Source organism: Blautia sp. RTP21359st1_E11_RTP21359_211015 (assembly GCF_040910705.1).
In the GTDB taxonomy this organism is placed as follows: Bacteria; Bacillota; Clostridia; order Lachnospirales; family Lachnospiraceae; genus Blautia_A; species Blautia_A fusiformis.
Window position 1 is genome coordinate 1 of record NZ_JBDGAB010000007.1, and the last position, 24,815, is coordinate 24,815.

26 protein-coding genes are annotated in these 24,815 nt (G+C 45.1%); all 26 read left to right on the plus strand.

Translation table 11 applies throughout. The features are described 5' to 3' along the window. On the plus strand, nt 1-478 hold a 478-nt coding region (locus AB5026_RS03820), incomplete at its 5' end, for a 3'-5' exonuclease (protein ID WP_368212770.1). After that, complete coding sequence (locus AB5026_RS03825) at nt 475-1,023, plus strand: 4'-phosphopantetheinyl transferase superfamily protein (protein ID WP_110103006.1); 549 nt, start codon at nt 475-477, stop codon at nt 1,021-1,023. The genes AB5026_RS03820 and AB5026_RS03825, both read left to right, overlap by 4 nt. Nucleotides 1,024-1,040: 17 nt before the next feature. Further along, complete coding sequence (locus AB5026_RS03830) at nt 1,041-2,189, plus strand: YncE family protein (RefSeq protein WP_237971431.1); 1,149 nt, start codon at nt 1,041-1,043, stop codon at nt 2,187-2,189. Between the two features lie 84 nt (nt 2,190-2,273). Continuing rightward, a complete protein-coding gene (gene spoIIIAA, locus AB5026_RS03835) occupies nt 2,274-3,206 on the plus strand; it encodes a stage III sporulation protein AA (protein WP_015524435.1) in 933 nt (310 codons plus the stop codon). Continuing rightward, nucleotides 3,191-3,709, plus strand: coding sequence for a stage III sporulation protein AB (locus tag AB5026_RS03840; protein WP_021650701.1), 519 nt, complete (start codon nt 3,191-3,193; stop codon nt 3,707-3,709). Before spoIIIAA ends, AB5026_RS03840 begins: the two co-directional genes overlap by 16 nt. A 58-nt stretch (nt 3,710-3,767) precedes the next feature. After that, nucleotides 3,768-3,962, plus strand: a complete 195-nt coding sequence (gene spoIIIAC, locus AB5026_RS03845) for a stage III sporulation protein AC (RefSeq protein WP_021650700.1) — start codon at nt 3,768-3,770, stop codon at nt 3,960-3,962. 15 nt (nt 3,963-3,977) lie between these two features. Further along, entirely contained in the window at nt 3,978-4,364 is a 387-nt protein-coding gene (locus tag AB5026_RS03850) for a SpoIIIAC/SpoIIIAD family protein (protein WP_022426372.1), read from the plus strand. Further along, nucleotides 4,361-5,503: a stage III sporulation protein AE gene (locus tag AB5026_RS03855; RefSeq protein WP_173733881.1), complete on the plus strand. Its 1,143-nt coding sequence runs from the start codon at nt 4,361-4,363 to the stop codon at nt 5,501-5,503. Before AB5026_RS03850 ends, AB5026_RS03855 begins: the two co-directional genes overlap by 4 nt. Further along, entirely contained in the window at nt 5,500-6,072 is a 573-nt protein-coding gene (locus AB5026_RS03860; protein WP_158526435.1) for a stage III sporulation protein AF, read from the plus strand. The genes AB5026_RS03855 and AB5026_RS03860 overlap by 4 nt, the downstream gene beginning before the upstream one ends. Further along, entirely contained in the window at nt 6,038-6,352 is a 315-nt protein-coding gene (locus AB5026_RS03865) for a stage III sporulation protein AG (protein WP_021650696.1), read from the plus strand. The genes AB5026_RS03860 and AB5026_RS03865 overlap by 35 nt, the downstream gene beginning before the upstream one ends. An 11-nt stretch (nt 6,353-6,363) precedes the next feature. After that, nucleotides 6,364-7,188: a SpoIIIAH-like family protein gene (locus AB5026_RS03870; protein ID WP_044960974.1), complete on the plus strand. Its 825-nt coding sequence runs from the start codon at nt 6,364-6,366 to the stop codon at nt 7,186-7,188. A gap of 87 nt (nt 7,189-7,275) precedes the next feature. Further along, nucleotides 7,276-8,865 carry a peptide chain release factor 3 gene (locus AB5026_RS03875; RefSeq protein ID WP_368212773.1) on the plus strand — a complete coding sequence of 530 codons (1,590 nt, stop codon included), beginning with the start codon at nt 7,276-7,278 and terminating at the stop codon, nt 8,863-8,865. Nucleotides 8,866-8,945: 80 nt separating this feature from the next. Next, nucleotides 8,946-9,332 carry an Asp23/Gls24 family envelope stress response protein gene (locus tag AB5026_RS03880; RefSeq protein WP_015524453.1) on the plus strand — a complete coding sequence of 129 codons (387 nt, stop codon included), beginning with the start codon at nt 8,946-8,948 and terminating at the stop codon, nt 9,330-9,332. A gap of 32 nt (nt 9,333-9,364) precedes the next feature. Further along, nucleotides 9,365-9,841 carry a transcription antitermination factor NusB gene (gene nusB, locus AB5026_RS03885; protein ID WP_015524454.1) on the plus strand — a complete coding sequence of 159 codons (477 nt, stop codon included), beginning with the start codon at nt 9,365-9,367 and terminating at the stop codon, nt 9,839-9,841. Continuing rightward, a complete protein-coding gene (gene xseA / locus AB5026_RS03890) occupies nt 9,838-11,043 on the plus strand; it encodes an exodeoxyribonuclease VII large subunit (protein ID WP_022426367.1) in 1,206 nt (401 codons plus the stop codon). The genes nusB and xseA overlap by 4 nt, the downstream gene beginning before the upstream one ends. Beyond that, nucleotides 11,043-11,261, plus strand: coding sequence for an exodeoxyribonuclease VII small subunit (gene xseB, locus AB5026_RS03895; RefSeq protein ID WP_021650691.1), 219 nt, complete (start codon nt 11,043-11,045; stop codon nt 11,259-11,261). The genes xseA and xseB overlap by 1 nt, the downstream gene beginning before the upstream one ends. Beyond that, nucleotides 11,251-12,138, plus strand: coding sequence for a polyprenyl synthetase family protein (locus tag AB5026_RS03900; protein WP_044960972.1), 888 nt, complete (start codon nt 11,251-11,253; stop codon nt 12,136-12,138). Before xseB ends, AB5026_RS03900 begins: the two co-directional genes overlap by 11 nt. A 22-nt stretch (nt 12,139-12,160) precedes the next feature. Beyond that, on the plus strand, nt 12,161-14,047 hold the full coding sequence (dxs, locus tag AB5026_RS03905; RefSeq protein ID WP_022426365.1) for a 1-deoxy-D-xylulose-5-phosphate synthase: 1,887 nt from the start codon (nt 12,161-12,163) through the stop codon (nt 14,045-14,047). Between the two features lie 84 nt (nt 14,048-14,131). Further along, nucleotides 14,132-14,941 (plus strand): TlyA family RNA methyltransferase, encoded by an 810-nt coding sequence (locus AB5026_RS03910; RefSeq protein ID WP_022426364.1) that lies wholly within the window; start codon nt 14,132-14,134, stop codon nt 14,939-14,941. Between the two features lie 23 nt (nt 14,942-14,964). Continuing rightward, complete coding sequence (locus tag AB5026_RS03915; RefSeq protein ID WP_015524460.1) at nt 14,965-15,825, plus strand: NAD(+)/NADH kinase; 861 nt, start codon at nt 14,965-14,967, stop codon at nt 15,823-15,825. A 16-nt stretch (nt 15,826-15,841) separates the two neighbouring features. Continuing rightward, nucleotides 15,842-16,303, plus strand: coding sequence for an arginine repressor (gene argR / locus AB5026_RS03920; protein WP_021650687.1), 462 nt, complete (start codon nt 15,842-15,844; stop codon nt 16,301-16,303). A gap of 42 nt (nt 16,304-16,345) precedes the next feature. Next, complete coding sequence (recN, locus tag AB5026_RS03925; protein ID WP_022426363.1) at nt 16,346-18,031, plus strand: DNA repair protein RecN; 1,686 nt, start codon at nt 16,346-16,348, stop codon at nt 18,029-18,031. A gap of 150 nt (nt 18,032-18,181) precedes the next feature. Next, nucleotides 18,182-19,387: a SpoIVB peptidase gene (gene spoIVB, locus AB5026_RS03930; RefSeq protein ID WP_021650685.1), complete on the plus strand. Its 1,206-nt coding sequence runs from the start codon at nt 18,182-18,184 to the stop codon at nt 19,385-19,387. A gap of 324 nt (nt 19,388-19,711) precedes the next feature. Next, nucleotides 19,712-20,518, plus strand: a complete 807-nt coding sequence (spo0A, locus tag AB5026_RS03935; RefSeq protein ID WP_015524464.1) for a sporulation transcription factor Spo0A — start codon at nt 19,712-19,714, stop codon at nt 20,516-20,518. Nucleotides 20,519-20,576: 58 nt separating this feature from the next. Next, nucleotides 20,577-22,022 carry a glycogen synthase GlgA gene (gene glgA, locus AB5026_RS03940; protein ID WP_015524465.1) on the plus strand — a complete coding sequence of 482 codons (1,446 nt, stop codon included), beginning with the start codon at nt 20,577-20,579 and terminating at the stop codon, nt 22,020-22,022. Between the two features lie 408 nt (nt 22,023-22,430). Further along, nucleotides 22,431-24,809, plus strand: coding sequence for a ferrous iron transport protein B (feoB, locus tag AB5026_RS03945; protein ID WP_022426361.1), 2,379 nt, complete (start codon nt 22,431-22,433; stop codon nt 24,807-24,809). Nucleotides 24,810-24,815: the final 6 nt, after the last annotated feature.

Here is a 24,815-nt window from a genome sequence, read left to right on the forward strand (position 1 = left end):
TATGGCCCCTTATGCAGCCATTAATTTTATCCGGAATGGCATGGGATACGAAGAATACTTGCAGGAATATGCAAGGTATCGTAAAATAAAACCGGAAGAGCTTATGGAAACCCTGAACCGGATCCATGAAAGTGCCAGAGGAATGAAAACATTGGAAGAATGGATGGCCTATATGGACGAGTATACCAGAAAGCTGGAAGAACAGGCGAAGAAACAGGATGTGAAACGGGAAGGAGTGGTGATATCCACTCTTCATGCGGTCAAAGGTCTGGAATATGACAATGTATATATCATGAATGTAAATGAAGGCAGCATGCCTTATCGGAAGGCAGTCCTGGAGGCACATCTGGAGGAAGAACGGAGGCTTTTCTACGTTGGTATGACACGGGCAAAGAAGAAACTCTGCCTGTATTATGTAAGACAGCAGTATGAGAAGGAACGGGAACCGTCCCGTTTTCTTGAGGAGGCCGGATTATGAATGGGATTATTTATTATACGAAGATCAGAGATGAATATAACAGCAAGAACATGGAGCATATGATCGGGGAAAAGCTTCTGGAAATCGGACTTGAGCGGGAATTTGGACGGAAGCTTGCTTTTGAGCCTCGGTCAAAGGGGGAACATGGGAAACCGTTTTTTACCCTGCTTCCAAGAATTCATTATAATATCACACATTCCGGAAAATATGTGATGTGTCTGTTTGCCGGAGAAGAGGTGGGCATTGATGTGCAGATCCACAAGAAGGTAAATTACGAACGGCTCCTTGAAAGAATGGTGCCGGCAGATATGATACGGGAAATCCTGGATGCAGATGATATGGAGAAAGCCTTTTTTGCCCAGTGGGTTTTGAGAGAGGCATATATCAAATGGACCGGAGAGGGACTGTCCAGGGATCTGCGTACGATTTCCATGGATAAGGGAAATTACATAATGCTGGAGCTGGAACCGGGATACAGTGGTGCGATCTGGTCCAGAGACAGCCTGGAATTACGATTTGAATACGAAGACATCATTTTGAGATAGCAAATAGAGACGATGAAATGAACAAAGAGATGAAACACAGCTTCAGGATTTTCATTCTGAAGATCCTGGCAGTTGTTTTTGTGCTGTGCATATGTTATTTTTTATATGCATTTGTTTACCGTGCAAAAACTGAGCTGCCCACAAAAGCTGTGGTGACAAACCGAGGTGCTGCAGTGTATACACTGCGGGGACAGAAACAGATGCTTTCCCAGAAAGAGGATTTTTCTTATTTTGCCTTTGATGGGAGAGAAAAAGAGAAGGAATATGGAACATATGTCATTCCCGGGCTGAAGAATACCAGGACGCTGCTCACAAAAAAAGGTGCCACTCCTGCCATGTGTACATCCATGACGCCTCAGGGACTGGCGGTTACAGAGGATTATGTGCTGGTCAGCGCTTACTGCAGCACACAGAAACATAATTCGGTCATTTATGTGATCGATAAGGAAAAGCATAATTTTATTAAAGAAGTGATACTGCCTGGACAGCCTCATGTGGGAGGACTTGCCTATGACCCGGAGCATAAGTTATTATGGTATTCCTCCAATATCAACGGGATCGCACAGGCAGTGAGTATAAAGATGGATACAATAGAAGCCTACGATTATGATGACAGCCATCTGCCGGTGGATACTTTCCAGATAGTCAGTCTTTATGGGATCGTGAGAGATTCTTTTATGACCTTTTATAAGGGATGTCTGTATGTAGGCTGCTTTGAAAAATATAACGAAAGTGTAATTGCACGATACGGAGTTGACGAAGAGGGAAAACTGATCAATACCATGGACGAGAAACTGGGCATGGATTTTGAAATGGCAGTTCCGTTGGATTATTCCACCATATCGGAGCAGGTTCAGGGAATTGCTTTTTATAATGATAAGCTTTTGATCTCTCATTCTTTTGGAATCCTGCCATCCAGGCTGATGTTTTATGAACAATCCGATAAGCGTTTGTATGTAAACGAGAATTCTGCCAGAACTTATCGTTTTCCGGAACGACTGGAACAGATCGTGGTGGAGGGTGACAGTCTTTATGTGATGTTTGAATCCTGTGCCTATGCATACCGTGCGTCCTCCGTAAATATTGTGGATCGGGTCCTGAAGCTGAATCTTTCGAAGATGGAGACCTATGACGAAGAAGAAAGTCTTTTTTTTCTGTCGGAATAAAGAAAAAACGAGAGAGCATCAAAAAAGACAACAGGTACTAAATCCGGCATGTCCGCAATATATTTAAGTGTAAGAGGTGAAAACATGGACGCAAACCAGATCCAGAACCTGTTTGCCAGTAATGTCCGCCAGCTTCTGGTGGATGCAGACCTTGATTATGATAAATTATATGAGATACGTCTCCGCGTGGGAAGACCTCTGTTCCTCACTTATGATGGGGGAGAATGTTTCCTCCGGCAAAAAGATACAGAACCTTATCTGGTTACGCGGGAGGATCTTAAGGAAACACTGGAGTATGTCAGCGGCTATTCCCTGTATGCTTATGAAGATGAGATCCGCCAGGGGTTTTTGAGTGTACAGGGTGGGCACCGTGTAGGAGTTACCGGAAAGGTGATCCTGGACGGAAACCGTATCCGTGGGATGAAATATATTTCCTGCATCAATGTCCGTCTGGCACATGAGATCCAGGGATGTGCAGAAGAAGTGCTGCCATATATCCAGACAAGAGAGCAGATCATGCATACCTTGATCGTTTCTCCGCCCAGATGTGGGAAGACCACGCTTCTTCGGGATATCATCCGGCAGATGAGTAATGGATGGGGAAATATTTCCGGTGTTACGGTAGGAGTAGTCGATGAGCGCAGTGAGCTGGCCGGATGCTATCAGGGGATCCCTCAGAATGACCTTGGAATGCGTACGGATATCCTTGACGGCTGTCCGAAAGCAGAAGGGATGCAGATGCTGATCCGGTCAATGTCGCCGGTTGTGGTTGCTGTGGATGAACTTGGAAAAGAAGAAGATTTCAAGGCTGTGGAATCAGTTATCCACTGTGGATGTCGTCTGATCGCAACTGCACATGGAGCTTCCATGGAAGAAACATTATCCCAGCCGTTTTTCCGGAAATTGTGGGAAGCGCGGGTTTTCCAGAGATATATTTTTCTGGGAAAGCATGAACGTGCAGGAATCGTGGAAGGAATCTATGATGAAAATGGGAAATGCCTATGTACCGGATTGTAGGATGTATTCTGGTAGTGGCGGCAGGAGCCGGAATGGGATTTTCCGGAAGTATGAGACTTTCGGAGCAGATCCGTATACTGGAAAAACTGCTTCAGATGGTGATCTGCCTGAAAGGCGAGATCCGCTGCGGGAATGCATCACTGCCGGATGCTTTTTATGGAGCCGCAGGAAGAATGAATGGAAAATACAGAGAGTTTCTCATCAGTGCCGCGGACAGGATGAAAGCGGGAACAGGAGAAAAACTTTCACAGATATGCAGGGAATGTGCGGAAAGCGCCCTGAAAAAAAGCTGCCTTACCCATGGGGAAAAGGACGCTTTTTTTTCTTTCGGAGAATATCTGGGCTATATGGATCTGGAAATGCAGATGCGACAGCTTTCCCTGTATGAAAATAATCTGGAAGCAGAGATATTGAAGCGGAAAGCGGAGGTTTCCGGAAAGAAAAAACTGTACCAGGGAATTGGGATTCTTGGAGGCCTGCTGCTTGCGGTTCTCCTGGTATAGTATTGTTTATCAGACAGTAGTAAGAAGGACAGGCTTTCAGAAGAAAAGGAGGGATCATTTGGAGGTCAGTATCATATTTAAGATCGGTGCAGTAGGGATCCTGGTCTCTGTTCTTTCTCAGATCCTGAAACATAGCGGAAGGGAGGAACAGGCTTTTCTGGTGAGTTTTTCAGGACTTCTTTTAGTACTGTTCTGGATCGTGCCGTATATTTATGAGCTTTTTAAAAATATCCAGCAGCTTTTTGTACTGTAGGGGAGGGAAAGAACCGTGGATATTCTGAAGATTTCTGTTCTGGGAACAGCGGGGGTTCTTCTGGGAATTCTTCTGAAAGACCGTGCGCCGGAGTATGTAAGCCTTGTTACGATGGGAATAGGTCTTGTGATACTGGGATTAGCGGTAGGGAAGATCAGCTATCTGTTCCAGTCCCTGGAGAGACTGAAACAGAGTCTCCCGATTGATGGAAGCTATATCACTACTTTGCTGAAGATGATCGGGATCACCTATATCGGACAATTTTCATCCGGTATATGCAGAGATGCAGGATATTCCTCCACTGGTGCACAGATCGAACTGTTCTGCCGGTTATCTGTAATGGTTTTAAGTATGCCGGTTCTTCTGGCACTGCTGGATACTATACAGGGATTTCTTGCATGAAAAGATATTGGTCAGAGATTTGTGCAGCCCTGTTTCTGGCTGTAGTTATAAGCTGTTTTGGCGGTGTGATCGTTTATGCTTCTTCGGCGGAACAACAGATCACAGATCAGATGGAGCTTACCGACCTGCAGTCCATGGTAGATGAGATGCTTGGAGAAAAAACATTTTCTGTTGCAGAAGCGTTTCACAGACTGTTGTCAGGGGAAGAGGTGCTTTCGGAGGAGAGTGTGCGGGAATTTTTGCACAGTCTCCTTTTTTATGGTATTGAAAGAGAAAAAGAGCTGATCGTGAAGTTGTTGCTTCTGCTGTTGTTCGCTGCCGTTTTTTCCGGGTTTGCCGGTGCCTTTGATAACGGGCAGGTAGGAGAGATCAGTTTTTATGTGGTGTATCTTCTTGTTTTTACTCTTCTGATGAACAGTTTTTCCGGTTTGAGTGCATCACTGCTTTCAATGCTTGCGTGGATCACGGAGTTTATGAAGGAACTTTCACCGGTGTATTTTATGGCAGTGGCAGCAGCGTCAGGTGCATCCAGTGCAGCTGCTTTTTATCAGGGAGTATTGCTTCTGGTGTGGCTTTTTCAATGGATCCTGGAACGAGTACTGCTTCCCGGAGTGAGTTTATATATTCTTCTGAAATTTGTAAATCATCTTTCCAGGGAAGAAATGCTGGGAAAAATGGCTGAGCTGATCGAGACTGTGATCTCCTGGGGGCTTCGGACATTACTTGGAGTGGCAGCAGGACTGCAGGTGGTGCGTGGGCTTGTAGCTCCGGTAATGGATTCTCTGAAGCGGAGTGCTGTGGGAAAAACTGCAGGTGCTCTTCCTGGGATCGGGAGCGCGGTAAATGCAGTTACGGAACTGGTCCTTACCACAGCTGTTCTTGTAAGAAACAGTCTGGGCATTGCGCTTTTACTGGTAATCCTGGCGGTGGGGGCGGGGCCATTGGTCCGATATGGACTTTTGTCACTGACCTATCGCTTTCTGGCGGCTGCGGCGCAGCCTGTATCAGACAAACGGCTGGTAGAAGCCTTTGGCACCATGGCAGAGGGATGTGCACTTCTGATGAGAATCCTGTTTACTGCGGAAATTTTATGTATGCTTACATTTCTGATCCTGATGGCAGGAGGAGGCTTGGGATGAGAACAGAACTTTATCAGTGGATGAAAAGCCTGGCTTTTTTTCATGTACTTACTACAGCACTTCTGCATATTCTGCCTGATAAGCGTTATGAGCAGTATATACGGCTGTTTATGGGGCTTCTGTTGGTGCTTTTGATCTGTACGCCTATATTTGCCGTAGTGGGAAAAAGTGAAGAACTTCTGTCCGGATTCAGCAATAATTATGGGAGAGAAGAACAGGTACGTATGAAGACAGAAGCAGAAGGAATAAGGGAAACATTTCTTAAAGGAGCATATGAACAGGAGTTGAAGGATCAGGTTCAGGGTATCCTCAGGAAAGAAGGGGTTTTTTCGGCAAAAACAGAAGTAGATATGGAGAAAGAGCTTCAGCTGACCATAACACTTTATGGAACAGTCACAGAAAAACAGAGGGAGGCGGTGAAAAATGAGCTCGAAAGAATCTGCGGACTCAGGAAAGGACAGTATCAGATCCTGGCTTCTGAGGATGGGATGGAAGGAGTGGGGAGTTTTCCTTCTTCTGGGAATCCTTCTTCTGGTGGCAGGACTTCCGGTAACCCGAAAGAACAGTAAAACAGCAGAGGATCAGAATGCGGAGAAAACCCGCCTGGAGAGCCGCCTTGAGGAACTGCTTTCCAATGTAGAAGGAGTCGGAGAAGTGGAAGTGATCATTATGACCGGGGATGAGGGAAATACGGAAAACTTTTCCATAAGCAGCAAAAATGAAGTTACCGGTGTGCTGGTGGCGGCTCAGGGAGCAGGCAGCGCAGTGACAGTCCAGAATATTCAGCAGGCAATTATGGCATTATTTCAGATCGACGCTAATAAAATTAGAATAATGAAAATGAAATGAGGAGAGTAGAAGTGAAAAAGATCATGAAGAAAAATCAGGTAATCATCACCTCGCTGGCCATTCTCATTGCTGTGGCCGGATATCTGAATTTCGCAGATGTGGATCTGGGATTTAAGGATAAGGAGACGAGTACAGACAGCAGCAGTATCCTGGATGACGTGGATTATGACCTGACCGATGAAACAGCCCTTCTGGATGAGAACGGGGCAGATGGCACAACCCAGTCGGAGGTGATGGATACCGCATCCCCGGGCGAGGCCGTACTTACCGGTGCTTCGGATTTTGCAGCACAGGCAAAAGTCAGCAGGGAGCAGGTGCGTTCCCAGAACAAAGCGGACCTGCAGGCGATCATCAGTAATAAAGATATCAGCGAAGAGGAAAAACAGAATGCTATTAACACAATGGTTTCCATGACAGATCTTACAGAAAAAGAGGCGGCTGCAGAGCTTCTTCTGGAGGCGAAGGGCTTTGAAAATGTGATCGTAAATCTAACGGGTGAAACTGCGGATGTTGTGGTGCCGGATGCAGATCTGGAGGATGCAAAACGTGCACAGATCGAGGATATTGTAAAGAGGAAAACCGGTGTGGCAGCAGAGAGCATTGTGATCACGCCTCTGAGTCAAAGTAAAAATGCATCGGATGTCATAAATACTGCAGATGAAGCTGAAAAAAATACGGGAGGTGCAGAGGATAATGCGGAAAGTACAGGTGAGGAGGTGCAGGATACCGCTGCATCTGTGGAAAGCGATCCGGCGGATCAAACATCTGAGGACGCAGAGACGGCTGCAGATATCCAGAACGATCAGACTATTGATACAGAGGGAATTTACGACTGAATTGCCTTGACAGCAAAGCCTTGTCTATACTAGAATAGGAAAGGTTATAGTAAAATAGAGATATCAGAGAATATACAGGAGGCTCACGTGTCGAAGTATACGAAAGAAATAGAAAAAAGAAGAACATTTGCCATCATCTCTCATCCGGATGCCGGTAAAACAACATTAACAGAAAAATTCCTGCTGTATGGAGGGGCCATCAATCTGGCCGGAAGTGTAAAAGGTAAGGCTACGGCCCGCCATGCAGTATCAGACTGGATGGAGATCGAGAAGGAAAGAGGTATTTCCGTAACTTCATCCGTTCTTCAGTTCCATTATGACGGATATTGTATTAACATTCTGGATACACCGGGACATCAGGATTTCTCCGAGGATACCTACCGTACATTGATGGCTGCGGATTCAGCAGTTATGGTCATCGATGGATCCAAGGGTGTTGAGGCACAGACCCGTAAGCTTTTCAAGGTCTGTGTTATGAGACACATTCCGATCTTTACATTTATCAACAAGATGGACAGAGATGCCAATGATACGTTTGATCTTCTGGATGAGATCGAAAAAGAGCTTGGCATTGCTACCTGTCCGATCAACTGGCCAATCGGTTCCGGTAAGAAATTCCGAGGCGTTTTTGACCGTAATACAAAGAAGATCCTTACCTTCTCTGATACACAGAAAGGTACCAAGGAAGGTGTGATCGAAGAGATCGATATTGATGATCCTCATGCAGATGAGGTCATGGATCCGGAACAGAAAGAACAGCTGATGGAAGAGATCGAGCTTCTGGATGGCGCAAGTGCGGAGTTTTCTCAGGAAGAAGTCAGCAAAGGACAGCTGACACCGGTATTTTTCGGTTCTGCTCTTACCAACTTTGGTGTGGAAACATTTCTGGAGCATTTCCTGAAGATGACCACTTCTCCGCTTCCGAGAACTGCAGACTGCGGACCGGTAGATCCTATGAGTGATGATTTTTCAGCCTTTGTATTTAAGATCCAGGCGAATATGAACAAGGCTCACAGAGACCGTATCGCATTTATGAGGATCTGTTCAGGCAAGTTTGATGCGACCAAAGAGGTTTATCATGTGCAGGGAGACAAGAAGATGCGACTTCTTCAGCCGCAGCAGATGATGGCAGAATCCCGTCATGTTGTGGAGGAGGCTTATGCAGGTGATATCATCGGTGTCTTTGACCCGGGTATTTTTTCTATTGGAGATACCATCTGCGCACCTGGAAAGAAATTTGCCTTTGAGGGGATCCCGACCTTCGCGCCGGAGCATTTCGCACGTGTGCGTCAGATCGATACCATGAAGAGAAAACAGTTTGTAAAAGGTATCAACCAGATCGCTCAGGAAGGTGCAATCCAGATATTCCAGGAGTTTAACACCGGTATGGAAGAGATCATTGTGGGTGTTGTAGGTATCCTGCAGTTTGATGTCCTGAAATACCGTCTGGAGAATGAGTATAATGTAGATATCCGCCTGGAAACACTTCCATATGAGCATATCCGCTGGATTGCCAACAAGGAGACTGTAAAAGTAGACAAGATCGTGGGAACTTCTGATATGAAGAAAGTCACAGACCTTAAGGGAAATCCGTTGCTGCTCTTTGTCAATGCATGGAGTGTTGGCATGGTTGAGGACAGAAACCCTGATCTGGTACTGACAGAATTCAGTAAATAAGCCCTTTTATTTCATAACTTTTTTTGATATAATAGTATAAAATTACGAACAAAAATATTATATCCGTAGGAGGGTTTCCCATGGCAGAAAAAAGAACAACATATAAGATACAGGATTTGGGCGGAATCGGTGAAGTTCACATTGCAGATGAAGTTGTTGCGATCGTTGCAGGACTTGCAGCAACAGATGTGGATGGAGTTGCTTCCATGGCAGGAAATATCACCAATGAGCTGGTAAGTAAACTTGGAAAGAAGAATCTGTCCAAGGGCGTGAGAGTAACCATTCTGGAAGGAGTCGTTACCGTGGATCTGTCACTGAATATCGAGTATGGCAGAAACATTCTTGAGACAAGCAAGAAGGTTCAGGAGAAGGTTAAATCCGCTATTGAGAATATGACAGGACTTGAGGTTGCAGATGTAAATATTCATATTGCCAGCGTGGATATGGAGAACGAAAAAGGAAAGTAAACCTTTCCTTTTTTCCGTCTTAGGAGGAAATTATGAGAAGAAGAGAACAGAGAGAACATGTATTTAAACTTATGTTTATGACAGAGTTTAATTCAGAAGAAGAGATGACAGAACAGCTCTCTCTTTATTTTGAAGGTCTTGGAGAACTTTCAGAACAGGACCAGGAATATATGAAGAAGAAGTACGCACATGTGAAAGAACATCTGGAAGAGATCGATGCACAGCTGAACAGTGCAAGCCGTGGATGGAAGACAAAGCGTATGAGCCGTGTGGATCTTGCGGCACTTCGTCTGGCAGTATATGAGATGGAATATGATGCAGACGTACCGACAGGAGTAGCTATCAACGAAGCGGTAGAACTTGCCAAAAGATTTGGCGGAGATGCTTCCGGCTCCTTTGTAAATGGAGTACTGGGTAAGATCGCATCTGAGAAGGATGAGAAGAAAAACGAGGAGGAGACTGCTGACACAGAAGAGAAGGCAGCAGAAGCCCCGGAAGAGAACGCATGAGAAACGTCTATTCTGTCGGTCAGGTAAACCATTATGTCAAAAATATGTTTACCCAGGATTACTTTCTCCGGAAAGTCTACGTAAAGGGAGAGGTATCCAACTGTAAATACCATACCAGCGGACATATTTATTTTTCCCTGAAGGATGAAACAGGCACATTAAGCTGTGTGATGTTTGCGGGACACCGCAGAGGTCTTGCTTTTCGCATGAAGGACGGGGATAAGGTAGTTGCAGGCGGAATTGTAGACGTATATGAGAGAGACGGGCGTTATCAGCTTTATGCAAAAGAGATCACACTGGAAGGTGCTGGTGCCCTCTATGAACGGTATTTGGCACTGAAACAGGAACTTGAGGATATGGGGATGTTTGCCCAGGAATATAAGCAGCCCATTCCTCATTTTATTCATACCCTTGGCGTGGTGACAGCACCTACTGGTGCAGCAGTACAGGATATCCGCAATATTGCAGGCAGAAGGAATCCATATCTGCAGGTGATCCTTTATCCGGCACTTGTGCAGGGAGAGGGAGCGGCGCAGAGTATCGTAAAGGGAATCCGGATGCTGGATAAAGCAGGGGTGGACGTGATCATCGTCGGCCGTGGAGGTGGCTCTATTGAAGATCTCTGGGCCTTTAACGAGGAGAGCGTTGCCCGTGCTATTTTTGAGTGCAGGACACCGGTGATCTCGGCAGTGGGACATGAGACGGATTTTACCATTGCGGATTTTGTAGCAGACCTGCGGGCACCTACACCATCTGCTGCAGCAGAGCTGGCAGTGGATGATTTTCGCAGTGTTCTGGAGAGCTTTCATATGTACGGAGACCGTCTGCAGCGTGCCATGAACAGTAAGACAGAACTTTTTGCCGCAAAACTTAAGGCCTATGAGAACAGATTCCAGTATCTGAGCCCGGAGTCCATGTTACGTGAAAAACGTCAGTATGCATCGGAGCTGGAGGAATGCCTGCGTTCTTCCATGGAACAAAAGCTTACAGAGAAAAGACATGAACTGGCAATATGGATCCAGCGGTTTGAGGGACTTTCTCCATTAAGAAAGCTAAATGGAGGATATGCATTTGTGTCCGACTCAGACGGACATGCGGTGACAGAGATCAGTCAGATAAAAAAAGGTGACAGGATCTCCATTGCAGTAACCGATGGAGTCATAGAAGCAGTTGCGGATCGCATCAGGAAGGAAGAGCGATAATGGCAGAAGCAAAGAAAGAAGAGAAATCCATAGAAGATACTTTTGGGGAGCTTGATCTGCTTGCCCGGAAGCTGGAGGATAAAGAAACACCTCTTGAGGAGTCTTTCCGCCTCTACAGACAGGGAATGGAGCTCCTAAAGGATCTGAACGGAAGACTGGATACTGTAGAAAAAAAGATGCTTCAGATGAATGAGGATGGGACATTTCGTGAATTTTAAAGAAGAACTGAAAAGAAGAACAGAAGAAGCAGAACATGTGATCCGGGAATATCTTCCGGAAGAATCCGGTTTTGCAAAAACCATGGCAGAGGCCATGAATTACAGTATGACGGCAGGTGGAAAGAGACTCCGCCCGATCCTGATCAGGGAAACCTACGAGCTGTTTGGAGGAAAGGATAAGCTTTGTGAGCCTTTTATGGCGGCTATGGAGATGATCCATACACATTCGTTGATCCATGATGATCTCCCTGCACTGGATAACGATGATTACCGAAGGGGAAGGCTGACCACACATAAAGTATACGGAGAGGCCATGGGCGTTTTAAGCGGTGTGGCACTCCTTAACAGAGCTTATGAAGTGATGCTTTCCGCCTTTGATCTGACCGAGGATAAAGACCGTGTGATAGCCGCCATGCGGATCATTGCAGATAAGACCGGCATCAACGGTATGCTTGGTGGACAGAGTGTTGATGTGGAGAATGATGGGAAACCTCTGGAACACAAGATGCTGGATTATATTTACAAAAACAAGACCTCTGCATTGATCGAGGCTTCCATGATGACCGGTGCTGTGCTGGCAGGGGCATCTGAGAAAGAACTTAAGGTTGTGGAGCAGGCTGCAGAAAACATCGGGCTGGCTTTTCAGATCCAGGATGATATCCTTGATGTGACCAGTACCCAGGAGGAACTGGGAAAACCGATCCACAGTGATGAAAAAAACAACAAGGTTACCTATGTAAGCCTTGTTGGAGCCCCGGCAGCAGCCAGCAGGGTTAAAGAACTTTCTGACCATGCGGTAGAACTTTTAGACGACCTTGACAGGAAGAACGGATTTCTGGATCTTCTTGTGGAAAGTCTTGTCAGCCGCAGGAAATAGAAAGAACAAAGGAAGGGTACAAATGATTCTGGAAAAAATTAAAAAGCCAAATGATATTCATAAAGTTTCATTGGAGGATTTTCCGCGCCTTGCTGAGGAAATCAGGAGCTTTTTGATCCAGAGTGTAAGTGAGACAGGTGGCCATCTGGCATCCAATCTGGGTGTGGTGGAGCTGACTCTTGCTCTGCATAATGTGCTTGATCTTCCACAGGATAAGCTGATCTGGGATGTGGGACATCAGGCTTATACACATAAAATCCTTACAGGAAGAAAAGACGGCTTTAAGGATCTTCGTAAAGAAGGAGGTTTAAGCGGTTTTCCAAAAAGGAATGAAAGTAACTGTGATTCGTTTGATACCGGACACAGTTCCAATTCCATTTCCGCAGGACTTGGCTATGTCCGTGCCAGAGACCTGATGGGAGAGAAATACCATGTGGTTTCCGTGATCGGAGATGGTGCGCTTACCGGTGGGATGGCTTATGAAGCATTGAACAATGCGGCTGAGCTGAAGACTAATTTTATTATTATCATCAATGATAATAACATGTCTATTTCCAAGAACGTAGGAGGAATGTCCACCTATTTAAGCGCTCTGCGTACAGCTGAGACTTATACAGGAATGAAGATCGGCGTGACAAAAACACTCAAAAAGATTCCCCATGTTGGAACCGCCGTGGTAGATACGGTCCGAAAGACCAAGAGCAGCATCAAGCAGCTGATCATTCCCGGAATGCTTTTTGAAAATATGGGGCTGACTTATCTTGGACCGGTAGATGGCCATAATATGCGCCAGATGATGAAGCTTTTTAATGAGGCAAAGAGAGTGGAGGGACCGGTTGTTGTCCATGTCCTTACAGAAAAAGGCAGAGGCTATGGACCGGCATCTTCCCATCCGGAGCGTTTTCACGGAACAGGTCCTTTTGACATCCAGAGTGGCAGACCTCTTGCAGCAAAAACAGCGCCGACATATACGGATCATTTTTCCGGTGCAATATGTTCTTTGGCAGAGAAGAACAAAAAAGTAGTTGCTATTACAGCTGCTATGCCAGATGGAACCGGACTGAACCGATTCCGGAAGAAATTCCCGGAGCGTTTTTTTGATGTGGGTATTGCGGAAGAACATGCAGTAACCTTTGCGGCAGGCATGGCACTTGGGGGAATGATCCCGGTTTTTGCGGTATATTCTTCGTTCCTGCAGAGAGGGATCGATCAGATCCTTCACGATGTATGTATGCAGGATCTTCATGTGATCTTTGCCATTGACAGGGCAGGATTTGTCGGAGCAGATGGTGAAACACATCATGGATGCTTTGATTTATCCTATCTGTCCATGATTCCCAATATGACAGTTATGGCTCCCAAGAATGGAAAAGAGCTTGAGGAGATGTTGAAATTTGCAGTAGAAGAGCTGGATGGTCCCTGTGCGATCCGATATCCGAAAGGATCGGCATGTACCGATATGGAAGAATGTCATGAGCCACTTAAGAAGGGCAGAAGTGAAGTGATCACTCCAGGCAGTGAGATTGCAGTTCTCGGGGTTGGCAGCATGGTTTCTGTCTGTCAGAAGGTCTGTGAAGAGATAAGAGATCACAAAATAGCAGGAGCTACGTTTGTCAATGTCCGTTTTGTAAAGCCTCTGGATACAGAGCTTCTTGATCGGCTTTCGCAGAACCACAGTCTTTTGGTCACTGTGGAGGAGAATGTAAAAAGCGGTGGGTTCGGAGAACATGTATCTGCTTATATGGAAGCCTGTCATCCGGAAGTAAGAGTTCTTCCACTGGCAATACCGGATCATTTTATTGAGCATGGAACGGTGGACCGTCAGCGAATGAAAATAGGTTTAAATGTACAGGGAATCCTGGATGCGGTAGAACAGAGCTGGGAAAATCTTGTGAATAACAGAAAATAAAGGACATAGCCTTTGCAGAAGAATACGAAGCTGTGAGGCATTTTACAGCCCGGCACATAAAGAGCCGGGCTGTTGGAGGATAATATGAAAAAAAGACTGGATATCATGATGGTGGAACAGGGACTTGCACCGTCACGCGAAAAAGCAAAAGCGTATATCATGGCCGGGGAAGTATATGTCAACGGTCAGAAGGAAGACAAGGCTGGCTCCATGTTTGCTGAGACTGTCAAGCTGGAGGTAAGAGGAAAGACTCTTCCTTATGTCAGCAGAGGCGGACTGAAGCTGGAAAAAGCCATGAAAAATTTTGGCGTGACGCTGAAGGATAAGGTGTGCATGGATGTAGGCGCATCCACCGGCGGCTTTACAGACTGTATGCTTCAGAACGGAGCGGTCAAAGTCTATTCCATTGATGTGGGATATGGACAGCTGGACTGGAAACTCAGAAATGATCCGAGAGTTGTGTGTATGGAAAAGACAAACATTCGCTATGTGGTACCGGAAGATCTGGAAGATCCGGCAGCATTTTCTTCGATCGATGTTTCTTTTATCTCCCTTACAAAAGTGCTTCTTCCTGTAAGAAACCTTCTCACAGAGGACGGAGAGATCGTATGTCTCATCAAACCTCAGTTTGAGGCCGGCAGAGAAAAAGTTGGAAAAAAAGGCGTTGTCCGTGATCCGAAGGTCCATGAAGAAGTCATTGAGAAAGTCAGAGATTATGCCATGAGTATTTCTATGGAGCCCTGTCATCTTTCCTTTTCTCCCATCAAGGGACCTGAGGGAAATATTGAATATCTCCTTCATCTGAAAAAACATCCGGAAGGAACAGAAGTACCTGTGAGTCTTGACGTATCCGTAGAGGATGTGGTAAAGGAAGCCCACGGACAGCTGGACTGATGTTTGGAAAGGACTGAAGCAATATGGACAGATTTTATATAATTCCAAACAGTGCCAAGGATCCGGAACTGACATTTTCTAATAGGATCATTGCCTATCTGGAGAAGCATGGTGCCAGGTGTCATGTGCAGAAGATTACCGAAAAAATGGAAGGACCGTATCATTATACGGACCCGGATGGGATTCCGCAGGATACACAGTGCATTATTGTACTGGGTGGAGATGGAACACTTCTGCAGGCTGCAAGGGATGTGGTGCATCTGGATATCCCTCTTCTTGGAATCAATCTGGGAACTCTGGGATTTCTTGCCGAGGTGGATAAAAATTCCGTGTATCCGGCTCTGGATCGGCTTCTGTCAGATGACTATGAGCTGGAAGATCGTATGATGCTGGAAGGAAAGATCTATCGGGGAGAAGAACTTATTGGAAAAGATATCGCATTAAATGATATTGTGATCGGAAGAGAAGGACATCTCCGTGTGATCCGTTTCAAGAATTATGTTAATGATGCATATATGAATTCATACAATGCAGATGGTATCATCATTTCCACTCCGACCGGTTCTACCGGATATAGTCTGTCAGCGGGAGGTCCCGTGGTTTCTCCCAGTGCCAGTATGATGATCATGACCCCCATCGCTCCCCATACCATGAACACCCGAAGTATCATTCTTTCTGGGGAAGAGGCAGTTACAGTAGAGATCGGTGAGGGAAGACATAATACCATTGAGAAAGCGGTGGCCTCTTTCGACGGGGATACCCAGATATCCATGGTCACCGGTGATCGGATCGTGATCCGGAAAGCCACAGTCAGGACAAAAATCCTCAAGCTGAACCATCTGAGCTTTGTGGAGGTTCTGAGACAGAAAATGAGTAACAGCTGATGCAGGAGGTTCAATTTTGAAAGTAGCAAGACATGAAAAAATTATCGAACTGATCCGTCAGTACGAGATCGATACACAGGAAGAACTTGCGGCAAGACTGAATGAGGCCGGTTTTAAGGTTACGCAGGCTACCGTATCCAGAGATATCCGTGCTCTGAAAATGACAAAGGTTGCAGGCAGCAATGGAAAGTCCAGATATGCGATCCTGGAAGAACATACACCGGATGTGTTAAGTGATAAATATTCCAGAGTTTTGAAAGATGCAGTGATCGCTATGAACATCGGACAGAATATCGTAGTGGTAAAAACAATTCCGGGAATGGCCATGGCGGCAGCAGCAGCTCTTGATGCCATGAAATGGCCGGAAATCCTGGGATGTATTGCCGGAGATGATACCATTATGTGTGTGGTGAAAACCTCTGAACAGGCACCGGGTGTAGTTCAGAAGCTTGGCGGGATCTTATCCAGAGGAAAATAAAATGACAGAATATGTAAATGCTTTATACCAGAAAGGAAATCAATGTTAGTACATCTGCATGTAAAAAATCTTGCACTGATAGAGGAATCAGAGGTGGAATTCGGACCAGGCTTAAATATCTTAACTGGTGAGACCGGAGCCGGAAAATCCATTCTGTTAGGATCTATACAGCTTATCCTGGGTGGAAAAACTTCCAGAAGCATGATTCGTGAAAATGCTTCCTATGCCCTGGTAGAGTTGCTGTTTCAGGTTGAAAACACGAAAGCCAGAGAGTCCCTTGCGGCGCTTGACATCTATCCGGAAGACGGACAGGTGCTGATGTCCCGCAAGATCATGGACGGCAGAAGTATCAACAAGATCAACGGAGAGACAAGTACTGTCAGCCAGATGAAAGCAGCAGCAGCCTGTCTTCTGGACATTCACGGACAGCATGAGCATCAGTCACTTCTTTATGGAGACCGCCAGCTGGCTATTTTGGATGTATATGGAAAAGAACAGATCCTTCCTGCCAGGGAGAAGGTCCGGAAAGCTTATCAGGAGTATCGGGACTATGTGGATCAGCTGAAAGCACTGGATATGGATGAGGAACAGCGCAACCGTGAAAAAGCCTTTCTGGAATTTGAGATCAATGAGATCGAGGAGGCAGCTCTTATTCCAGGAGAGGACGAAACACTGGAGGACCGCTACCGGAAGCTGAGCAACGCCAGAAGGATCATGGAAACAGCACAAATGGTTCGTGGGATGACCGGATATGAACAGGGCGCCGCAGATATGACCGGAAATGCCCTGAAAGAGTTTTCAAGAATTGCAGATTACGATAAGGATCTTGCACCTTTACAGGAAGCTCTTGTGGAAATCGATTCACTTCTCAGTGACTTCTGCCGTGATCTGTCCTCTTATATGGATAGTTTGACTTTTGACGAAGAAACTTTTTTCGAAACAGAAAAAAGACTGGATCTGATCAATAGTCTGAAGGCAAAGTATGGACAGACGATCCATGAAATTTTGTCCTATCAGAAGGAACAGCAGGAAAAATTAGAAAAACTTCAAAGATTCGAAGAAAATTTCCGGTTACTGAAAGAAAAACTTATGCAGGCAGAAAAGATTCTTGAGGAAGCTTCGCATGAACTTTCAGAGATCCGGAAAAAATACAGTAAACAGCTGGATGAAAAGATTATCGAAGGATTGAAGGAACTGAATTTTGAGGATGTGGATTTTTCTATCCGTTTTGACCGCAGAAAAAATTATACAGATAATGGTTATGATGCGGTGGAATATGAGATTTCCACAAATCCAGGTGAGAGTAGAAAACCGCTGGGACAGATTGTATCCGGTGGTGAGCTTTCCAGGATCATGCTTGCCATCAAAGCGATCCTTGCAGATAAAGATCAGATCGATACACTGATCTTTGATGAGATCGATACAGGGATCAGTGGGCGTACTGCACAGAAGGTCTCTGAAAAAATGGCAGTGATCGGACAGCACAGGCAGGTGCTTTGTATCACACATCTTCCACAGATCGCAGCAATGGCAGATACCCATTTTGAGATTGAGAAACATGTAGAAGGAACAGAAACTATCACCCAGATCCATCCTCTGGAAGGAGAGGAATCTGTTCGTGAGCTTGCCAGACTTCTGGGCGGTGCCCAGATCACGCCGGCTGTTCTTGGAAATGCAAGAGAGATGAAGGAATTGGCACAGCAACAAAAAAATACAAGACTGAAATAATTTATACGTTACATACTAAGAGAGGACGGCCGAAAGGTCGGTCCTCTTTTTTAACCGAATCAAGTCAATCCCCTGCTTCAGTTGCGAAAAGCAATAAGCAGTGGGTGGGGATTTGTTTGTATCAGAAAATTACAAAGGATGTGACGTAAGATGAACAGAAAAAGAAAATACCGATGTTGGCTCCTTGTATTTCTTGCGCTGGATCTGATTCTGATGGGATGGCTGGGCTACCGGCTTTTGGACAGAAAGATCCCGGATCAGATCCTGGTGGATCATGAGGACAGCCGGGAAGTAGCCAATCTTCTTAAACGCCCTTTTATCAGCTTTGATGATGCGATCACCGTTTCAGGAAAAGACAGCTATAAGTTGCACTGCAGACTCTTGGGAGTGATCCCTTTTAAGGATGTGAAGGTAAAAAATATAACTGCAAAAGAAGTATATGCAAGCGGAGATGCAGTAGGTATTTATATGCAGACGAAAGGAGTTCTGATCATTGATACAGGCGAGATCCTTTCGGAAAGTGGTGAGATGGAAGAACCGGCCCGGGACATTGTAAAGCCGGGAGATTATATTGTGGCTTTTGATCAGAACCGGATCCAGTGCAAGCAGGATCTTCTGGAGGATCTTGCAGATCTTTGCGGAGAATCTGTAACACTGAAGGTCCGCCGGGGAAAAGAGACGATTCCCCTGTCCCTGACGCCGGTGAAAGATGATAAAGGAAACTATAAGCTTGGCATCTGGGTGAGGGACGATACACAGGGAATCGGAACCCTGACTTATGTGGACGAAAATGGAGGGTTCGGTGCTCTTGGTCACGGGATCAGCGATGTGGATACCGGCGAACTTTTAAGTATCGCAGATGGAAATCTTTACAACGCCCAGATCCTGGGGATCCGGAAAGGAGAAAAAGGAAATCCCGGAGAACTATCTGGTCTGATCCGATACGAAGCTGACAATATCCTGGGTGAGATTTCCGAAAACAGTAAAAACGGCATTTTTGGAACTGTGGATGCTGATCAGGTGAAAAATCTGGATCTGAAGAAGATTCCTGTAGGTTACAAACAGGATCTGAAAATTGGACCCGCATCTGTTCTCTGCTGCACAGACGGCGAAGTAAAAGAATATGCCGCAGAGATCACCAGGATCGATATGAACCATGAGGATTCTAATAAGAGCTTCGTGATCCAGATCACAGATAAAGAACTCCTGGAAAAAACAGGTGGGATCGTTCAGGGAATGTCTGGAAGTCCTGTGCTTCAGAACGGAAAACTCTTTGGTGCTGTGACTCATGTATTTGTGCAGGATTCTACCGGCGGATATGGGATTTTTATTGAAAATATGACAGGCAATGCATAATCTGCAGTTGAGGAAAGAGGCACAAAAACATGGAAAAAGTCCGGGAAAAGTGCCTCTTTTTTATATGGGGAAAAATGCCGGATACAGATTGAAATACCTGCATTTTGGTGAATTTTGTGATATATAAGAGAAAAAATGTCGAAAAATATCGTACGAAAGTGTGATAAAATAACTACTTTTATCTTGATTTTACTACAGGATTTCCACTATAATAATTTTGTCGCCAGCAAGGGGAAAGCGCAGGCAGCTAACAGTGTCGGTTACTGCCGTGGTGACAGGGGGTATGTCTGGAAACCCAAGGAGATAGAAGTTAGGAGGGTCCTCATGGACAAATTAAATGTTGCAATTGCTGATGATAACGCGAAAATGACAGACATGCTCGGTCAGATGATCGAAGAAGATAAAGACCTTGAACTGGTCGGAAAAGCACACAACGGAGAAGAAATCTGTAACATAATTAAAGATAAGGAGCCGGATGTGGTGATTCTCGACATCATTATGCCGAAGATGGACGGCCTTTCCGTTATGGAGAAATTTTCCCATAACGCAAATGTCAAAAAAGTTCCAGTGTTTATCGTATTATCTGCAATTGGACAGGAGAGGATTACAGAGGATGCATTCAGTCTTGGAGCAGACTATTATGTTTTGAAGCCTTTTGACAACACCACACTTTTAAACCGGATCAAACATATTCGGAAGATTGGGGACAGAAGAGTGCGGGAGATTGCAAGGCCAGGTATCACAGAAACCAAAAAGCCTCAGCCGGAGAGGAATCTGGAAACCGATGTGACGAATATCATTCATGAGATCGGAGTTCCGGCACACATCAAGGGGTATCAGTATTTAAGGGATGCGATCATTTTGTCTGTCAATGACATGGAAATGCTCAATTCCATTACCAAGGTATTATATCCAACCATTGCGAAACGTCATCAGACAACACCGAGCAGAGTGGAGCGGGCGATCCGACATGCGATCGAGGTGGCATGGAGCCGGGGAAAGATGGATACCATTGATGAATTGTTTGGATATACTGTAAGCACCGGAAAAGGGAAACCCACGAATTCTGAATTTATAGCACTGATCGCAGATAAAATCAGACTAGAATATAAAAATCGGTCTTTAAATTAGATGAATTTTGGAGTATAATCATAAATAAAAACGGGTGTACCCAGGGAGGGGAATACAGATGAAAAAAATTCTGTTTGCTACATCAGAAGCAGTACCTTTTATCAAAACAGGAGGACTCGCTGATGTTGCCGGCTCACTGCCTAAGTGCTTTGACAAAAAATATTTTGATATACGCGTGATCTTACCGAAATATGCCTGCATGAAACAGGAATGGAAAGACAAAATGGAGTATGTGACCCATTTTTATATGGATCTGGGATTTAAGAACTGCTATGTAGGCATTATGCAGATGCAGTATGACGGGATCCAGTTTTACTTCATTGACAATGAATATTATTTCAGCGGTCCGAAACCATATGACAGTGCACCATGGGATCTTGAGAAATTTGCTTTCTTTTCCAAAGCTGTGTTATCGGTTCTTCCGGTGATCGGATTCAGACCGGATATCATCCATTGTCATGACTGGCAGACAGGACTTGTTCCGGTTTACCTTCACGATTCTTTCCAGGAGAATGAATTCTTCCGTGGAATCAAGACTGTTATGACAATACATAACCTGAAATTTCAGGGTGTATGGGATGTTAAGACTGTTAAGGATATCACAGGCCTTTCCGATTACTACTTTGCGCCGGATAAACTGGAAGCATACAAGGACGCAAACTTCCTGAAGGGCGGTATGGTATTTGCAGATGCCATTACCACAGTAAGTAATACCTATGCAGAAGAGATCAAGACACCGTTTTATGGTGAGAAGCTGGACGGACTTCTCAATGCGAGAGCCAACAGCCTGCGTGGTATTGTAAATGGTATTGATTACAATGAATTCAATCCGGAGACAGATCCGAATATCACCAAGAACTACAATGCAAAGAACTTCCGCAAGGAGAAGATCAAGAACAAGATCCAGCTTCAGAAAGATCTTGGACTTGAGCAGGATCCGAAAGCTATGATGATCGGTATTGTATCCCGCCTGACAGATCAGAAGGGATTTGATCTGATCGCTTATATCATGGACGAACTGTGTCAGGATGCGGTTCAGATCGTTGCTCTTGGTACCGGTGAGGAACGTTATGAGAATATGTTCCGTCATTTTGACTGGAAGTATCATGGCAAGGTATCTGCACAGATCTACTATGATGAGGCAATGTCTCACAGAATTTATGCAGCATCTGACGCATTTCTGATGCCGTCACTGTTTGAGCCATGTGGCTTAAGCCAGCTGATGAGCCTTCGTTATGGAACTCTTCCGATCGTCAGAGAGACCGGTGGTCTGAAGGATACAGTTGTCCCGTACAATGAATTCGAGGGAACCGGAACAGGATTCTCCTTCGTAAATTACAATGCACATGAAATGCTTGCTACGATCCGTTATGCAGAGAGTGTATATTATGACAAGAAACGTGAATGGAATAAAATGGTAGATCGCGCGATGGCTGCAGATTTTTCCTGGAACAATTCCGCACGTCAGTATGAGGAAATGTACAATTGGTTAATTGGTGAGTAAGGATTCACCGAAGCGGTTCTCGCAATAAAAAGGCGCAGACGACAGATAATATGTCGTTTGCGCTTTTTTATTGCGGGAATATACATGGATGTTATTGTATGTCTGAAAAAAAATATGAAGATGTTTGTTTATCAAACAGGAATTGTGTTAAAGTGAGAAAAAATATAAATGTTAATGATAAATAACTTTTGAATTGGTATTATTTGTACGAAACTTATCAGATTAATCAGTTATTGTCAAATAACTTAAATTGTGTTACATTTATATTAGTACATCGTTTTTGAAATAACTATACCATTCACTTGTCTGTGAATCCGATTGATATAGTTATTTACGAAACGATGTACCAGTGGATAATACAGATATATGTATTGACCATGTAAATTGTACTTATGATGAGGTGACAATATGACACTGGACAAATTAAAGACTGGAGAATGTGGCAGAATCATCAGTGTTCGTGGCGAGGGGGAGCTGAGACATCATCTTCTGGATATGGGGCTTACACCGGGGACAGAAGTGTCTCTTCGTAAAACAGCTCCTATGGGAGATCCGGTACAGCTTGTGCTGCGCGGATATGAGCTGACATTGCGGCTGGCGGAAGCTGCAAAGATTGAGATCGTATCGATCGAATCCATGACGGAAACGAAGAAAGAAAATGAACGGCATCAGCCGATTGCTCATCCTGGTGTGGGAGAACTTGGAAAGGCTCGAGATTATCGTAAGAACCGGATCGGTGATACGATTCCCAAAGGGGAACCGATCACGTTTGCACTGGCAGGTAATCAGAACTGTGGAAAGACAACTCTTTTTAATCAGCTGACAGGTTCCAATCAGCATGTTGGTAACTTTCCAGGTGTAACTGTTGACAAGAAAGAAGGAAGCATCCGGAGGCATCCGGAGGCAACGGTAACGGATCTTCCTGGAATCTATTCACTTTCCCCGTATTCCAGCGAGGAGATCGTAACAAGAGATTTTCTGCTGAATGAGAAGCCGACAGGAATCATTAATATTGTAGATGCTTCCAATATTGAGAGAAATCTTTATCTTACCATGCAGCTGATGGAGCTTGGAATCCCAATGGTGCTGGCCTTAAATATGATGGATGAGGTAAGGGCAAATGGAGGCTCTGTTCGGATCAATGAACTGGAGGAGATTTTAGGAATTCCGGTTGTACCTATTTCAGCAGCGAAGAATGAAGGAATTGATGAGCTGATCGATCATGCAGTCCATGTTGCAAGATACAGAGAAGCACCAGGAAGAATTGATTTCTGTACTGACAATCAGTCACCGAAGGATCCGGTAGGCGCACTTCACAGATGTATCCATGCAGCCGTTCATCTGATCGAACCCTATGCAAAAAAAGCAGGACTTCCTGTACGTTTTGCAGCTACGAAGATCGTAGAGAAAGATTCTCTGATCGAAAAACGTCTGGCTTTGCCTGAAGGTGAAAAAAAGGTTCTTGATGGGCTGGTACATGTTATGGAGAAGGATGGCGGTCTGGACCGTGAGGCAGCTCTTGCGAACATGCGCTTCAATTTTATTGAAAAGCTTTGTGAGAAAACTGTGGTAAAACCGGCAGAAAGCCGTGAGCATAAACGAAGTGTCGCCATAGATCGTATCCTTACCGGAAAATATACAGCAATTCCCTGTTTTGTGGGAATTATGGCAATTGTATTTGTGATGACGTTTAATTATCTGGGAGCCTGGCTTTCAGACGGAATGACTATGGTCGTGAACTGGGTAATTGCACTTATTGGCAGGGGACTGGAGGTGGCAGGTGTCAGCTCAGTACTGCAGTCACTGGTTGTGGATGGAATTTTAAGCGGTATCGGAAGCGTGATCGGATTTCTTCCTACGATCGTTACTTTGTTTTTCTTCCTGTCAATCCTGGAAGATACCGGATATATGGCTCGTGTAGCCTTTGTTATGGACAAGCTCCTTCGAAAGATCGGACTTTCCGGAAGAAGCTTTGTGCCGATGCTGATCGGATTCGGCTGTTCGGTGCCGGCCATTATGGCAACCAGAACATTATCCAGTGAACGTGACCGGAAAATGACGATCCTGATTACTCCGTTTATGAGCTGCAGTGCCAAGCTTCCAATCTACGGACTTCTCACCAGTGCATTTTTCCCGAAGCAGTGGAGAGGAGTTGTGATGATCAGCCTTTATTTTGCAGGAATTCTCTGCGGGATCCTGTATGCGCTGATCCTGAAAAAGACGAAATATAAGGGAGAGCCGGTTCCGTTTGTCATGGAGCTTCCCAATTACCGGCTTCCTTCTGCAAAAAGTGTAGGACAGCTGATCTGGGAAAAGGCGAAGGACTTTATCCAGAAAGCGTTTACAATTATTTTTGCGGCAACGCTGATCGTGTGGTTCCTGCAGAACTTTGATGCAGGTCTTAACCTTGTTACCAGCACAGATCAGAGCCTTCTGGCAAAGATCGGAAGCATCGTGGCACCACTTTTTGCTCCGCTGGGCTTTGGTGACTGGAGAGTATCCACCGCATTGATCACGGGCTTTATGGCAAAAGAGAGTGTTGTGTCTACGCTGACAGTCCTTCTGGGCGGAAATACGGCGTTGCTTCAGACTTTATTTACACCGTTTACTGCTTACGTATTTTTGATCTTTACTTTGCTCTATACACCCTGTGTTGCAGCTATTGCAACTGTGCGTCGGGAGATGGGAACTGTAAGAGCTGCCGCTGGTATTGTATTAGTACAGTGTGCCACTGCATGGATCGTTGCGTTTGCGGTACATGGTGTGGGAATGATGCTTGGATTATAGAAAAAA

Bases quoted from the DNA above. Each gene is read 5' to 3' on its own strand.
- AB5026_RS03825 (WP_110103006.1), top strand. From the start codon at position 475: ATGAATGGGATTATTTATTATACGAAGATCAGAGATGAATATAACAGC.
- AB5026_RS03830 (WP_237971431.1), top strand. From the start codon at position 1,041: ATGAACAAAGAGATGAAACACAGCTTCAGGATTTTCATTCTGAAGATC.
- spoIIIAA (WP_015524435.1), top strand. From the start codon at position 2,274: ATGGACGCAAACCAGATCCAGAACCTGTTTGCCAGTAATGTCCGCCAG.
- AB5026_RS03840 (WP_021650701.1), top strand. From the start codon at position 3,191: ATGTACCGGATTGTAGGATGTATTCTGGTAGTGGCGGCAGGAGCCGGA.
- AB5026_RS03855 (WP_173733881.1), top strand. From the start codon at position 4,361: ATGAAAAGATATTGGTCAGAGATTTGTGCAGCCCTGTTTCTGGCTGTA.
- AB5026_RS03860 (WP_158526435.1), top strand. From the start codon at position 5,500: ATGAGAACAGAACTTTATCAGTGGATGAAAAGCCTGGCTTTTTTTCAT.
- AB5026_RS03880 (WP_015524453.1), top strand. From the start codon at position 8,946: ATGGCAGAAAAAAGAACAACATATAAGATACAGGATTTGGGCGGAATC.
- nusB (WP_015524454.1), top strand. From the start codon at position 9,365: ATGAGAAGAAGAGAACAGAGAGAACATGTATTTAAACTTATGTTTATG.
- xseA (WP_022426367.1), top strand. From the start codon at position 9,838: ATGAGAAACGTCTATTCTGTCGGTCAGGTAAACCATTATGTCAAAAAT.
- xseB (WP_021650691.1), top strand. From the start codon at position 11,043: ATGGCAGAAGCAAAGAAAGAAGAGAAATCCATAGAAGATACTTTTGGG.
- dxs (WP_022426365.1), top strand. From the start codon at position 12,161: ATGATTCTGGAAAAAATTAAAAAGCCAAATGATATTCATAAAGTTTCA.
- AB5026_RS03910 (WP_022426364.1), top strand. From the start codon at position 14,132: ATGAAAAAAAGACTGGATATCATGATGGTGGAACAGGGACTTGCACCG.
- AB5026_RS03915 (WP_015524460.1), top strand. From the start codon at position 14,965: ATGGACAGATTTTATATAATTCCAAACAGTGCCAAGGATCCGGAACTG.
- recN (WP_022426363.1), top strand. From the start codon at position 16,346: ATGTTAGTACATCTGCATGTAAAAAATCTTGCACTGATAGAGGAATCA.
- spoIVB (WP_021650685.1), top strand. From the start codon at position 18,182: ATGAACAGAAAAAGAAAATACCGATGTTGGCTCCTTGTATTTCTTGCG.
- spo0A (WP_015524464.1), top strand. From the start codon at position 19,712: ATGGACAAATTAAATGTTGCAATTGCTGATGATAACGCGAAAATGACA.
- glgA (WP_015524465.1), top strand. From the start codon at position 20,577: ATGAAAAAAATTCTGTTTGCTACATCAGAAGCAGTACCTTTTATCAAA.
- feoB (WP_022426361.1), top strand. From the start codon at position 22,431: ATGACACTGGACAAATTAAAGACTGGAGAATGTGGCAGAATCATCAGT.